This is a genomic window from Kitasatospora sp. NPDC059577 (assembly GCF_042735475.1).
Classification (GTDB): Bacteria; Actinomycetota; Actinomycetes; order Streptomycetales; family Streptomycetaceae; genus Kitasatospora.
In genome coordinates, this window is the sequence record NZ_JBHWBZ010000068.1 from 36,549 (window position 1) to 49,990 (window position 13,442).

Sequence of the window (13,442 nt, forward strand, 5' to 3'; positions counted from 1 at the left end):
TCTACCGCGCCGTGTTTTGCGTCACCCCGGACTTCTGACGGGCCCCCCCGCCGCCCCCCCCGCCCCCCCCCGGGCCCCCCCCCCCCCGGGGGCGGGGGCCCGGTCGGGCAGTATGCACCGGGGACGCCCCCGGGCGACGGCGTTCTGACGTACCGTCGTGCGCGCGGCGCACCAGGTGGTACCCGGAGTGCGACGGAGGCGTACGGTGTTGTGTTCACGACCCGGCGAGGAGAGACGGCATGGCAGCGAGCTTCCCCGAGACCGCGATCAGCACCGAACGGCTGCTGCTGCGTCCCCTTGCGGAGGACGACGCCCCCGGTCTGGCCACGATGATGGCCGACGACCTCGTCCTGGCCTGGACCGACCTCCCGCACCCCTTCACCGAGGCGTACGCGGCCGAACTCGCCCGGACCCTCGCCCCGGCCCACCGGGCCACCGGGCGCGGCATCGTCCTCGCCGTCACCGAGCACCTGACCCAGCGCCTGGTCGGCCTGGTCGAACTGCGCAACACCGACTGGCGGTTGCGCAGCACCGAGATCTCGTACATCACCGCCGCCTGGGCCCGCGGGGAGGGGTACGCCCCGGAGGCCGTCCTCGGCGTCGCCCAGTGGCTGTTCGAGGACCGGGGCTTCCTGCGCCTGGAGATGCGCACCGCCGCCGGGAACACCGCCGCCCAGCAGGTCGCCCAGAAGATCGGCGGCATCAGCGAGGGTGTGCTGCGCAGCGCCTGGATAGTGCGCGAGTCCGGCGAGGCGGTGGGCGCGCCCCCCGGCAGCCGGACCGCGGGGGAGAGCCGCAGCGACCTCATCCTCTGGAGCCTGCTCCCGGAGGACCTGGAGTCGCCCGGACTGCACCGGCACGGCTGGCACGGCGACCACCGCTACGTGCTGCGCGACTGACGCCGGGCGACCGGACCGCCGGACCGGGGCAGCCCGGCGACCGGACCGCCGACGACCGTCCGTCTGTCCGCCCGCCCGCCACGGACATGTGTACGAGATGTCCGTCCCCGGGGGATCACACCCGGTAGCCTCTGCACCGGTGCGGCAGCACGGCGCACCGGGTGGCGCACGGAACGGCGCAACGAGTCGAGGGAGAACGGCCGCAGATGGCTGACCGGATCACGGTCATCGGGTGGGACGGCACGCCGCTGACCGAGGCCGCCGGTGCGGCCCTCGCCGCGGCGACCCTGGTGGCCGGAGCCCCCTATCAACTCGGCGCCCTCCCGGTGCCCGAAGCCGCCGAGCGGATCACCCTCGGCGACGTCCGGCAGGCCGCCCGCCGGATCGCCGAGCACCGCGGCGCCGCCGTCGTGGTCGCCGAGGGCGACCCGGGCTTCTTCGGCGTGGTGCGCACCCTGCGCCGCCCCGAGTACGGCCTCGAACTGGAAGTCCTGCCCGCCGTCTCCTCCGTCGCCACCGCCTTCGCCCGGGCCGGCATGCCCTGGGAGGACGCCCAGGTGGTCAGCGCCCACGGCGGACGGCTGCGCCGCGCGGCCAACATCTGCCGGGCCCACCCCAAGGTGGCGGTGCTCACCGCCCCGGGTGCCGGGCCGGCCGAACTCGCCCTGATGCTGCGCGGGGTGCACCGGACCTTCGTGGTCTGCGAGGCCCTCGGCACCCCCGAGGAGGACGTCACCGTCCTCACCTCCGACCGGATCGCCGACCACGACTGGCGCGACCCCAACGTGGTGCTGGTGATCGGCGGCGGCGCCCAGGCCGCCCCGGTGGACCAGGCGGCCGGCTGGCTGGCCGGGCGCCCGGTCGGCTACCCCGGCGCGGAGCGCGGCTGGGCGCTCCCCGGCGACGCCTACGCGGGCGCCGGGCGCACGGGTGGTGAAACGGGCGCGCCGGACACGCTCCCCGCGCACGTGCGCGCCCTGGTACTGGCCCGTCTGGGTGCCCGTCCGGGGGACCTGGTCTGGTCGGTCGGCGCGGGCAGCGGCGCCCTCGCGGTGGAGGCGGCCCGGTTCGGCGCCGCCGTCGTCGCGGTCGAGGGCTCCCGCTCGGCCTGTGCCCGGCTGGCCGTCAACGCCCGGCGGTACGGCGTCGAGATCGAGGCAGTGTACGGGAGCGGCCCCGAGGTGCTGGGCGGTTTGCCGGAGCCGGACGCGGCGGTGGTGGAGTCCGGTGGGCCGGACGTGGTGCGCGCCGTGCTGGCCCGCAGGCCGGAGCGGTTCGTCGCGCTGGCCCGGACCTTCGCCGAGGCGGAGGAGGTCCGCCGGGCGATCGACGAGGCCGGGTACCGGGCGGACGGCGCGTTGCTCCAGTCGACCCCGCTGGCGTCCGCGGGGGAGGGCAGCGGGCTGGGGCTGGGGTCGGGCGGAACCGGCGCGCTCGTGCTCTGGGGTGAGCAGATCGTGTGAAAACCTCGGGCGCGCGCCGGGGCCGCGCGGTAGTGCGGACGGTTGCGCGGGCGCGGTCCGCGCGCGGTGCGGACGGTGATCCAGGTCGCATCCGGACACCGATTCGAGAGGTGACCGCGCCGGGCCGGTAGTGTGACGTCCTGGGCGGCTGCAGCTGTCGGCGACCCACCCGATTCGGTCGGTTTGTCACCTTTTTGACGTGGTGCAACCCGGTTCCGCTCGGAGTGTGGGCAATTCGACGGGCCTCGTGCCGGACCTGGAGAATGCCGTAGGGTCCGGTGCGGTCGTGCCGGTTGCTCCGGGGTGTCGTTGTTTCAGACGATGCGCCGCCCCGTGTGGCGGTGCGCCGGGCCGGGGTGCCGCGGCGCACCGGATGGACTTGGGCCGCAGCGCCATGGCGCGGCGGCCGCGTGTGGTTGAGGGGCGGGTCGGTGCTGGCCCGGCCCGTGCGGATGGGCGCTGCGATCGGATCGTGTCGCCAAGGGCGCGGCAGCGGCCTGGAAGGAGCTTTGACAATGACCGATGGCGGCCACGTCCCGGGCGAGGGACTGCCGGAGCACCTGCACGCCGGGCCCGACCCGCTCGGCGGACCGGAGGGCGTCGCGGGCGTTGCACCCCTGCAGGGCGTCGCGACGGACGGCGGAATGATCCCGAACCCGGCGGCCCCGCTCGGCGGACCGCTCGGCGGGATGCCCCCGGGTGCCGGCGTCATCCCGCCGCAGGGCCAGCCCGGCTACGGCGTCCCCGGCGTCCCCGGCGAGGGGTGGGCCGTCGACCAGGGCGCCCAGCGCCCGGCCTTCCACTTCCTCGACCAGCCCGACTCGCCGGACGGCCTGGACGACGATGACGACGTGCTGCTGATGCCCGGCCCGCAGGGCTCCTGGGGCGAGACGATGGCGTCCGTCCCGGCCGAGCAGATGACGCTCGCGTCGCCGCAGGACGGCACCCCGGTCGAGCCGTCCTGGCCGCCGGTGGACCCGCCGGCGCTCGGCGCCGAGCACGTCCAGCAGCAGCCCGTCCCGCTGCAGCCGCAGGTGCAGCAGCCGATGACGCAGGCTCAGCCGCGCCGCCCGCTGCACGCCGGCCCGCCGATCCCGGACCCGTCGCTGATGACCGGCCAGGTCCCGGTGCGCTCGCTGGCCGACCGCGGCCCGTCGCAGGGCGGCACGCCCGCGCACGGCATCCCGGTCGTCGGCCGGCCGCCGATGGCCGAGGCCACGCCGCCCGTCGCGCCGCAGGCCGTTCAGACGCCGGCGGCGCCGCCGGTCGTTCCGCTGGTCCCGGGCACTCCGGTGGCTGACGGTCAGCAACTGCCGCTCGCCCAGGACGTCCAGCAGGTGCCGCTGGCCTCGCAGCCGGTCGAGTCGATGCTCGCCGTGGAGACGGTCGGGGCGATCGAGGTGATCGAGGTCGTCGAGACGCCGGAGGCCGTCCAGGGCGTCCAGCCCGTTCCGGTCCAGGTGGCGCCGGAGTCCGGTGTCGAGGCCGTGGCCGTCGCGCCGCAGGCCGTCGTGGCCGAGCCGGCCGTCGAGCAGGTCCCGGCCGGGGCTCCCGCCGCACCGGTCCCCGCCGACTCCGTCGCCGTCGAGACCGTCGCCGTCGAATCCGTGGCCGTCGAGACCGTGGCTGTCGAGTCCGTTGCCGTCGACGCGTCCGCCGAGCAGGCCGAGGCCGCTCCGGCCGGTCCGCAGCGCCGGATCTCCGCCTTCCTCGCCGCGCCCACCCCGCACGGCCTGCCCAAGGTCGAGGCGGCCGGGCAGGCCCCGGTGGCCGAGGCCGCGGCACCGCAGCAGCCCGCGCCCATAGCGGCCGCCGACGTGCCGCAGACCGTCGACGGCGATAACGCCCTCCAGGTGGCTCCCGTCGGCGAGCCCGGTCAGGGCGGCGAGGGTGCCGAGGCCGTGGCCGTCGCGCCGGAGGCCGCCGTCGAGCCGACCGCCGAGACCGCCGCCGGCACCGGGGAGATGCCGTCCGGTCAGCCCGTCAACGAGCCCGCCGCCGAGGCCGGGCAGCCGCAGCAGCCGGAGGCCGCGCCGGCCGAGGCCCCGGCGGAGGCGTCCGCCGAGCAGCCCGCGGAGCAGCCCGCGGAACAGGCCCAGGCGGAGGTCCCGGCCGAATCGGCCGTCGCGGCCGAGGCCGTTGCCGCCCCGGTCGAGACCGCCGCGGAGCCTGTTGCCGAGGCGGCGCAGCCCGCCGTAGCGGTCACGCAGGAGCCGGAGCAGCCCGCCGCCGAGCCGGCTGAGGCCGTTGCCGCCCCGGTCGAGACCGCCGCGGAGCCTGTTGCCGAGCCGGCCGCCGAGTCCGCCGCCGAGGCCGGGCAGCCGCAGCAGCCGGAGGCCGCGCCGGCCGAGGCCCCGGCGGAGGCGTCCGCCGAACCGCTCGCCGAGCAGGCCGAGGTTCCGGTCGAGGCGCCCGCCGCAGCCGCCGACGCCGCTCCGGCCGAGGCCGCTGTCGCTCCGGCCGACGTCGCCGAGCAGGCCCCTGAGGCCCCCGCCGCCGAGGAGCCGCAGGCCGCGCAGCCCGCCGACCAGCAGGCGGAGCAGCCGGTGTCCGAGCAGCCGGTGTCCGAGCAGCAGGCCACCGAGGAGCCCGCCGTCGACCCGTCGGCCGCCGAGCAGCCGGTGTCCGAGGACCAGCAGTCCGAGGAGCCGCAGCCCGAGGACCAGCAGCCCGAGGAACCCGCCGAGCCGCGCGGCCCCGCCGCCCCCGGCTACGACGAGCTCGGCCGAGAGGCCGTCCACCAGGTGATCCGCGAGCGCCGCGACGTCCGCAACGGCTTCCGCCCGGACCCGATCCCGCACGAGGTGCTGATCCGCGTCCTGGAGGCGGCCCACACCGCGCCCAGCGTCGGCTACTCGCAGCCCTGGGACTTCGTGGTGATCCGCTCGGGCAAGACCCGCAAGCGGATGCACGCCCTGGCCGAGCGCCAGCGCGAGGCGTACGCGGACTCGCTGCCCAAGGGCCGGGCGAAGCAGTTCAAGGAAATCAAGATCGAGGCCATCCTCGAGACCCCGGTCAACATCGTGGTGACCGCCGACCGCACCCGCGGCGGTCGGCACACCCTGGGCCGGCACACCCAGCCCCAGATGGCTCCGTACTCGGCCGCCCTGGCCGTGGAGAACCTCTGGCTCGCCGCCCGCGCCGAGGGCCTGGGCGTCGGCTGGGTGAGCTTCTTCGACGACGAGCAGCTGGTCCGCGAGCTCGGCCTGCCCGAGCACCTGGAGGTCGTCGCCTACCTGTGCGTCGGCTTCGTCGACTCGTTCCCGGACGAGCCGGAGCTGGAGCAGCAGGGCTGGGCCAAGAAGCGCCCGCTGTCCTGGGTCGTCCACGAGGAGCAGTACGGCAACCGCGCGCTGCCCGGCGAGGAGCCGCAGAGCCTGCTCGCCGAGACCCTGCGCGGCATCCGCCCGCTGGACGCCAAGGCGCTCGGCGAAGCCTGGGACCGGCAGAAGCGGATGACCAAGCCGGCCGGGTCGCTCGGCATGCTGGAGATCATCTCCGCCCAGCTGTCCGGGCTGTCCCGCAAGTGCCCGCCGCCGATCCCGGAGCCCGCCTGCGTGGCGATCTTCGCCGGCGACCACGGCGTGCACGCCCAGGGCGTCAGCCCGTGGCCGCAGGAGGTGACCGCCCAGATGGTCGGAAACTTCCTGGCCGGGGGAGCGGTGATCAACTCCTTCGCCAAGCAGATCGGCACCGAGGTCTGCGTGGTCGACGTGGGCGTGGCCGCCGAGCTGCCGGAGGCCGTCCAGCAGGGCCGGGCCACCGGCCTGCTGCCGCGCAAGGTCCGTCCCGGCACCGCCGACATGACCCAGGGCCCGGCGATGACCCGCGAGGAGGCCCTCAAGGCCATCGAGGTCGGCATCGAGACCGCCCGCGACCTGGTCGCGGCGGGCAACAAGGCACTGGTCACCGGCGACATGGGCATCGCCAACACGACTGCCTCGGCCGCCCTGATCTCGGTGTTCACCGGCCTGGACCCGGCCGAGGTCACCGGCCGCGGCACCGGCATCGACGACGAGACCCACGCCCGCAAGATCGAGGTGATCCGCGCCGCGCTGGCCCTGCACCAGCCCGACCCGAACGACCCGGTCGGCGTCCTCACCGCCATCGGCGGCCTGGAGCACGCGGCCATCGCCGGCTTCCTGCTCGGCGCCGCCTCGCTGCGCACCCCGGTCGTGCTGGACGGCGTCATCGCCGGTTCGGCCGCCCTGGTCGCCAAGGCGATCGCACCCGAGGTGCTGGCCGCCTGCATCGCCGGCCACCGTTCCGCCGAGCCCGGTCACCAGGCCGCGCTGGCGAAGCTCGGCCTGCGTCCGCTGATCGACCTGGACCTGCGGCTCGGCGAGGGCACCGGCGCCCTGCTGGCCCTGCCGCTGGTGCAGAGCGCGGCCCGGGCGATGCACGATGTAGCCACCTTCGACTCCGCCGGGGTCACCGAGAAGGCCTGACGCGCACCTCGCACCGCTCCGCGGACCGGCCCGAGGGCGCGCCGGCCCGCGGAGCGGCGTCTCGCCGTACCGTCCCCACACCCTCACCCCGATCAGGAGCACCGTCGATGACCGCGCCCACCCCGCACCCGAGCACCGAGGGCCGTACCCCGTACCCGGTCGGCCTGCTGCTGGCCGGCCGCCGTGTCGTCGTGGTCGGTGGCGGCCAGGTCGCCCAGCGGCGGCTGCCCGCCCTGATCGCCTCCGGGGCCGAGCTGCACCTGATATCGCCCGTCACCACCCCGGCCGTCCAGGCGATGGCCGACGCCGGCGAGCTCACCTGGCACGCCCGCCCGTACCGGGACGGCGACCTGGCCGACGCCTGGTACGTCCTGGTCGCCACCGACGACCAGGACGTCAACACGGCCGTCAGCGCCGAAGCCGAGCGCGGCCGGGTGTTCTGCTCGCGCAGCGACGACGCCTCCGCCGCCACCGCCTGGACGCCGGCCAGCGGCCGGGACGCGGGCGCCACCGTGGCCGTCCTCACCGGGGACCCGCGCCACTCCGCCGCCCTGCGCGACGCCATCGTGGACGGCCTGCGGGACGGCTCGCTGGCCGCCCGCCAGTACCGCTCGCACGGCGCCGGCGTCGCCCTGGTCGGCGGCGGCCCGGGCGACCCGGACCTGATCACCGTGCGCGGCCGCCGGCTGCTCGCCGACGCCGACGTGGTGGTCGCCGACCGCCTCGCCCCGCGCGAGCTGCTCGCCGAGCTGCCCGAGCACGTCGAGGTGATCGACGCCTCCAAGATCCCGTACGGCCGTTTCATGGCCCAGGAGGCGATCAACCGCACGCTGATCGAGCACGCCAAGGCCGGCAAGTTCGTGGTCCGGCTCAAGGGCGGCGACCCGTACGTCTTCGGCCGTGGCGGCGAGGAACTGCTGGCCTGTGCGGAGGCCGGCCTGCCGGTCACCGTGGTGCCCGGGATCTCCAGCTCGATCAGCGTCCCCGCCTCGGCCGGGGTCCCGGTCACCCACCGCGGCATGACGCACGAGTTCACGGTCATCTCCGGCCACGTCGGTCCGGACGACGAGCGCTCCCTGACCAACTGGGAGGCCGCCGCGAAGATGAGCGGCACCCTGGTGCTGCTGATGGCCGTGGACAAGATCGGCGCGATCGCCGCCCGGCTGGTCGAGTTCGGCCGCCCGGCGGACACCCCGGTCGCGATCGTCCAGGAGGGCACCACCGCCGCCCAGCGCCGGGTGGACGCCACCCTGGGCACCGTCGCCGCGGTGGTCGAGGCGGAGGGCGTCAAGCCCCCTGCGGTCATCGTCGTCGGCGACGTCGTCAACGTCCTGGCCGCCGCCTTCCAGCGGTAGTCCCGGCCGGAGCGGGAAGTCGGCCCGGCCGACTTCCTACTCCAACGGCTGCTCCGTCCAGATGACCTTCCCGGTCGCCGTGTAGCGCGTCCCCCAGCGGTCCGCGAACTGCGCGACCAGGAACAGCCCGCGCCCGCCCTCGTCCTCGGTCGCCGCGTACCGCAGGTGCGGCGAGGTGCTGCTGCCGTCCGACACCTCGCAGATCAGCGCGCGGTCCCGCAACAGCCGCACCCGGATCGGCCCGGAGCCGTAGCGGATCGCGTTGGTCACCAGCTCGCTCAGGATCAGCTCGGTGACGAACGAGGCCTCGTCCAGCCCCCAGGCCTCCAGCCGCCGGGCCACCTCCCCCCGGACGGCACCCACCGCCGCCGGGTCGGACGGCACGTCCCACTCCGCCACCTGGTCCGGCGCGAGCACCCTGGTCTGCGCCACCAGCAGCGCGATGTCGTCCTGCGGATGCGCCGGCAGCATCGCCCCGAGCACGTCCGCGCAGGTCTGCTCGGGCGTGCGGGGCTCGCCGGCCAGTGCCGCACGCAGCAGCTCCAGCCCCTCGTCGATGTCCCGGTCGCGGTCCTCCACCAGTCCGTCCGTGTACAGCACCAGCCGACTGCCCTCCGCCAGCTCCAGCTCGGCGGTCTCGAACGGCAGTCCCGCCAGCCCCAGCGGCGGCCCGGTCGGCAGCTCCGGGAACACCACCCGGCCCTCCGGGTCCACCACTGCCGGGGGCGGGTGACCGGCGGCGGCCAGGGTGCAGCGCCGCGACACCGGGTCATAGATCGCGTACAGGCAGGTCGCCCCGGTCAGCCCCGCGTTCTCGCCGCTCGCCGCCTCGTCCTGGTCGATCCGGTTCACCAGCTCGTCCAGGTGTCCCAGCAGCTCGTCCGGCGGCAGGTCCAGGGTCGAGAAGTTGTGGATCGCGGTGCGCAGCCGGCCCATCGTCGCCGCCGCGTGCAACCCGTGCCCCACCACGTCACCGACCACCAGGGCCACCCGCGCGCCCGGCAGCGGGATCACGTCGAACCAGTCCCCGCCCACCCCGGCCTGGGCCGGCAGGTAGCGGTGCGCCACGTCCAGCGCGTTCTGCGCCGGCAGGTTGCGCGGGAGCAGGCTGTGCTGCAGCGTCACCGCCATCGCGTGCTCCCGGGTGTAGCGGCGCGCGTTGTCGATGCACACCGCCGCGTGCGACACCAGTTCCTCGGCCAGCGCCAGGTCGTCCGTCTCGAACGGCTCCGCCCGCTGCGCCCGCCAGAACCGGGCCACCCCCAGCAGCACGCCGCGCGCCCGCAGCGGCACCCGCAGCAGCGAGTGCACCCCGTACGCCAGCACCTGCGCCGACCGCTCCGGGTCCTGATCGCGCCACTGCCGGGCCTGCGCCAGGTCCGGCTCCAGACCCGGCTCACCGCTGTGCAGCGCCCCGGCCAGCGGCGTCGCGGGCACCACGTCCAGCACCGTGCCCACCGGGTAGAACGGCGCGTCCTCCCGGACGCCCGCCACCGCCGCCCGTCGCATCCGCCCCAGGGTGGAACCCGTCGGCGGCTCCTCGCCCGCCAGGACCTGCTCCGCGAGGTCGACCGTGACGAAGTCCGCGAACCGCGGCACCGCGACCTGCGCCAGTTCCTCCGCCGTCCGCGTCACGTCCAGCGTGCTGCCCACCGTCACCCCGGCGTCGTACAGCAGCCGCAGCCGCCGCTGCGCGCGCTCGGCCCGGCCGGACAGCGCCAGCAGTTCGGTGGAATCGCGCAGCGTGGCGACGCAGCCGCCCGCGCCGCCGGGGGCCTGGTCGGTCAGCCGGACGTTCACCGCCAGCAGCCGCTCCCCGGCCAGCACGACCTCGTCGGTCACCTGGCGGTTGGCGGTCAGCAGCTCCAGCGGAACCTGCTCCAGGCCCAGCTCGGTCACCGGACGGCCCTCGGCGTCCGGCGGCAGGTCGAGCAGCCGGCGTGCCTCGTCGTTGCAGAGCAGCAGCAGCCCGTCGCCGCCGACGATCATGACGCCCTCGCGCACCGCGTGCAGCACGGCCGCGTGGTGCTCGTACATGCGGGTCATCTCGATCGGGCCCAGCCCCCGCGTCTGGCGCCGCAGCCGACGGCTGATCAGTGCCGTCCCGAGCGTGGCCAGCCCGATCGCGCCGGCCGCCGCGCCCAGCACCACCGGCAACTGACGCTCACTGGCCGTACTGACGTTCGCCAGGGTGACGCCCGCCGAGACCAGCCCGACCACCTGGCCGTCCGGCGCGTAGACCGGGACCACGGCCTGCACCAGCGGGCCGAGCGTGCCCGTGATGTGCTCGGTCACCACCTGGCCGTGCAGCGCGGGTTCGTAGGTGCCGACGAACTTCTGGCCGATCCTGGCCGGGTTCGGGTGGGTGTACCGGATGCCCTGGTTGTTCAGGACGACGATGAAGTCCACGCCGGAGCCGATCCGGGCGGACTGCGCCTTCGGCTGCAGGATCGCGCTCGGGTCGGGGGAGCGGAGCGCTTCGACCATGCCCGGCGAGTTGGCGAACGTCTGGGCGACCGAAACCGATCGGTTGCGCGCCTCGTTGTCGGCGTCCCTGTGCGACTGCACCACCAACGCCAGCACGGCCGCCGCCACCAGCAGCAGCACGACCAGGATCTGCAGCGCGAATACCTGCCCGGCCACCGAACGGTGCCACACCGGCCACGCCCGCTTCGCGTGCGGCAGCTGTGGCCGACCGTGTGGGCGCCCACCGGAGGGGCCGGCGGAGCCAGTGGCGCCATTGGCCGACGGAGCCCAGGATCGGCCCGGATAACGGGCCATACGGTCATATTTGCACTCCGACTAGCCGGGGACCACCCCGTCCTGTCGGCCGTTTGGCCTTCGCCGCCCCGGCTTGGCAAGATCGCAGGGTGTCCGAACCCAGCACCATCACCGACCCGGCCGACCCCCGCCTCGCCGACTACACCGGCCTCACCGACGTCGAATTGCGCCGCCGCCGCGAACCCGCCGAGGGCCTGTTCATCGCCGAGGGGGAGAAGGTCATCCGCCGCGCCCTCGCCGCCGGCTACCGGATGCGGTCGATGCTGCTCACAGCGAAGTGGCTGGACGTGATGGCCGACGTCATCGCCGAGGCCGACGCCCCGGTCCACGTCGTCGAGCCCGCCCTCGCCGAAGCCGTCACCGGCTACCACGTGCACCGCGGCGCCCTCGCCTCGATGGAGCGCAAGCCCCTCCCGGACGCCGCCGACGTGCTCGCCGGGGCCCGCCGGGTCGCGGTCCTGGAAGGACTGGTCGACCACACCAACCTCGGCGCGATCTTCCGCAGCGCCGCCGCCCTCGGCATGGACGCCGTCCTGCTCTCGCCGGACTGCGCCGACCCGCTCTACCGGCGCGCCGTCAAGGTCTCCATGGGCGCCGTCTTCGCGGTCCCGTACGCCCGCCTCGACCCCTGGCCCGCCGGCCTCGCCACGGTCCGTGCCGCCGGCTTCACCCTGCTCGCCCTCACCCCCGCCGACAACGCCGTCGACCTCGCAGGCCTCGCCCCGCACGGCCTCCCCAAGGCCGCCCTCATGCTCGGCGCCGAAGGCGACGGCCTCACCCCCCAGGCCATCGCCGCGGCCCACCACCCCGTCCGTATCCCCATGGCCCACGGCATCGACTCCCTCAACGTCGGCGCCGCCGCAGCCGTGGTCTTCTACGCCGTCACCACCCCCGCCTCCTGACCCGGAGCGCCACGGGACGCCGGCCGCTCCGACGTCCCGCGCGCCCGCACTGTCCCCGCCGCACGGAAGGTCGGCCCGTCGGGCCTCTCCGGCCCCGAAGCCCCTCGACGCCGTCCTCACCGGAGCCGGCGCCCGACCACCCGAGAAGTCGGCCCACCCGACGTCCCGCGCGCCCGCAGTGCCCCCCGCCGCAGGGAAGGTCGGCCGATCGGACGTCCCGCGCGGGGCCTGACCCGGGCCGCCGGTGGCCCTCAGGGTCCGTGGTGAACCCTCCTCCTGCAGAGCTCGTGCCGGGAGAGGGCCCGCGCGCCGCAGGAAGTCGGCCGGATCGACTTCTGGTGCCGACGGCCGCGAAGCACCTCGACGCCATCCCCACCGGAGCCGGCGCCCGACCACCCGAGAAGTCGGCCCACCCGACGTCCCGCGCCGCCCGTCCGTACCGGCGCACCGGGTCGCACTCTCGGTGCCCCGGATTTCTGTCCGTCCGGCCCTCGTGCACCTGTCCCGCACGGGGCGCCGCTCGCTCGTCGGCTTCCGGCCAGGCGCACGAGAAGTCGGCCGGCCCGACGTCCGGCGCCGCACCGGGCCTGTCGGCCCGCCCGGGTCAGTTCGCCGGGGCCGTGGGCGGGGCCGGGGCGGCCACGGGGGGCGGCGTGGGGCCGCTGGGGGCGCCGGGCCAGGACTCGTCGAGGGTGCCGTCGGCGCGGACGGTGTAGCGGGTGGTGGTGACGGCGCCGACGGCGGTGCGCTCCTCGCGGACGACCGTGCTGCCGTCCAGCCGCCAGGCCGCCGTCGCCTGCGGGTCCGCCGCCGAGGTGCGGGAGGTGGCGGCGACCGGGGAGTCCCCGGCGAAGGTGTAGAGCTGGACGAGGTCGACCGGTGCCGACCCCTCCGCCCGTCGCAGGACGACGACCGAAGCCGGCAGGCCCTTGTACCGGGCCGGGAGCACCGCGCTCAGCGCGACCTGGGGCCCGGCTCCGGCCGAGTGTCCGTCCTTCAGGGCGACGGCGGGCCCGCCGGCCCCGTCGGGGTAGCTGCGGTTCGGCCAGTCGACGGCCGGCACCGGCCCCTGCGGGGCGCCCAGGGCGCCGTCCGCGCCGCCGCTGCGGGCGGTCGCCGGGAGCGGTGCGGCCGGCGCCTGCGGGGCGACGTCCACCGACGAGTCCGGCACCGACAGTTCGCCGCCGCCGGTACGGGCGCCGGTGGCCGCGACCGCCCCGGTCGGCGGCCGCAGACCTTGGTTGTCCCGGTTCTCGCACCCCTGTGCCGCCGCGATGGCCAGCGCGACGCCGATGGTCACGGTGACGAAGACGACGAGCCGCTGACGCAGCAGCCGCTGGCGCGCGGTGCCGGGTCGTCCGCCGGGGGCGGGGGTGTGCTGGCGTTCGCGGGGGTGCACCCGGTCGCGGGGGCCGGGCCGGGCCGGCGGAGGTGTCTGCGGGCGGTCCGGACGTGCCCGCAGCGGGCGGGTGACGGGTGTCGGCTCGGGCCGGGGGAGCGGCGCGGAGGCCCCGTGCGGGGGCCCGGCCGCAGGGCCCGCGCCCCCGCGGGCCCGGCGGCCCCCCCCCGCCCCCGCCCACGGCACTTAAAACAA

Annotated in this window: 7 protein-coding genes; 5 read left to right on the forward strand and 2 right to left on the reverse strand. The window is 76.0% G+C overall.

Annotated elements, in window-relative coordinates:
• The first annotated feature begins 239 nt into the window (after positions 1-239).
• From ACFV0O_RS35410 to cobA, 4 genes are all read left to right on the forward strand, one after another.
• A complete protein-coding gene (locus ACFV0O_RS35410; RefSeq protein ID WP_380348046.1) occupies positions 240-899 on the forward strand; it encodes a GNAT family N-acetyltransferase in 660 nt (219 codons plus the stop codon).
• Between the two features lie 206 nt (positions 900-1,105).
• Positions 1,106-2,362, forward strand: coding sequence for a precorrin-6y C5,15-methyltransferase (decarboxylating) subunit CbiE (cbiE, locus tag ACFV0O_RS35415; RefSeq protein ID WP_380348048.1), 1,257 nt, complete (start codon positions 1,106-1,108; stop codon positions 2,360-2,362).
• A 515-nt stretch (positions 2,363-2,877) separates the two neighbouring features.
• Positions 2,878-6,810: a nicotinate-nucleotide--dimethylbenzimidazole phosphoribosyltransferase gene (gene cobT, locus ACFV0O_RS35420; protein ID WP_380348050.1), complete on the forward strand. Its 3,933-nt coding sequence runs from the start codon at positions 2,878-2,880 to the stop codon at positions 6,808-6,810.
• A gap of 107 nt (positions 6,811-6,917) precedes the next feature.
• The gene (gene cobA / locus ACFV0O_RS35425) at positions 6,918-8,165 is read left to right on the forward strand and encodes a uroporphyrinogen-III C-methyltransferase (protein WP_380348051.1); all 1,248 of its coding nucleotides are present in this window, start codon (positions 6,918-6,920) and stop codon (positions 8,163-8,165) included.
• A gap of 36 nt (positions 8,166-8,201) precedes the next feature.
• Here the strand turns inward: cobA and ACFV0O_RS35430 are convergent, their stop codons facing one another.
• A complete protein-coding gene (locus ACFV0O_RS35430) occupies positions 8,202-10,808 on the reverse strand; it encodes a SpoIIE family protein phosphatase (RefSeq protein ID WP_380348053.1) in 2,607 nt (868 codons plus the stop codon).
• 227 nt (positions 10,809-11,035) lie between these two features.
• On the opposite strand from ACFV0O_RS35430, the gene ACFV0O_RS35435 reads away from it, so the two are divergent.
• A complete protein-coding gene (locus ACFV0O_RS35435) occupies positions 11,036-11,848 on the forward strand; it encodes a TrmH family RNA methyltransferase (protein ID WP_380348055.1) in 813 nt (270 codons plus the stop codon).
• 604 nt (positions 11,849-12,452) lie between these two features.
• On the opposite strand, the gene ACFV0O_RS35440 is transcribed toward ACFV0O_RS35435, so the two are convergent.
• On the reverse strand, positions 12,453-13,247 hold the full coding sequence (locus ACFV0O_RS35440) for a hypothetical protein (protein WP_380348057.1): 795 nt from the start codon (positions 13,245-13,247) through the stop codon (positions 12,453-12,455).
• Positions 13,248-13,442 lie beyond the last annotated feature (195 nt).

What these genes read in the sequence shown, in the direction of transcription:
- cbiE (WP_380348048.1), top strand. Translation starts at nt 1,106, where the DNA reads ATGGCTGACCGGATCACGGTCATCGGGTGGGACGGCACGCCGCTGACC.
- cobT (WP_380348050.1), top strand. Translation starts at nt 2,878, where the DNA reads ATGACCGATGGCGGCCACGTCCCGGGCGAGGGACTGCCGGAGCACCTG.
- ACFV0O_RS35410 (WP_380348046.1), top strand. Translation starts at nt 240, where the DNA reads ATGGCAGCGAGCTTCCCCGAGACCGCGATCAGCACCGAACGGCTGCTG.
- cobA (WP_380348051.1), top strand. Translation starts at nt 6,918, where the DNA reads ATGACCGCGCCCACCCCGCACCCGAGCACCGAGGGCCGTACCCCGTAC.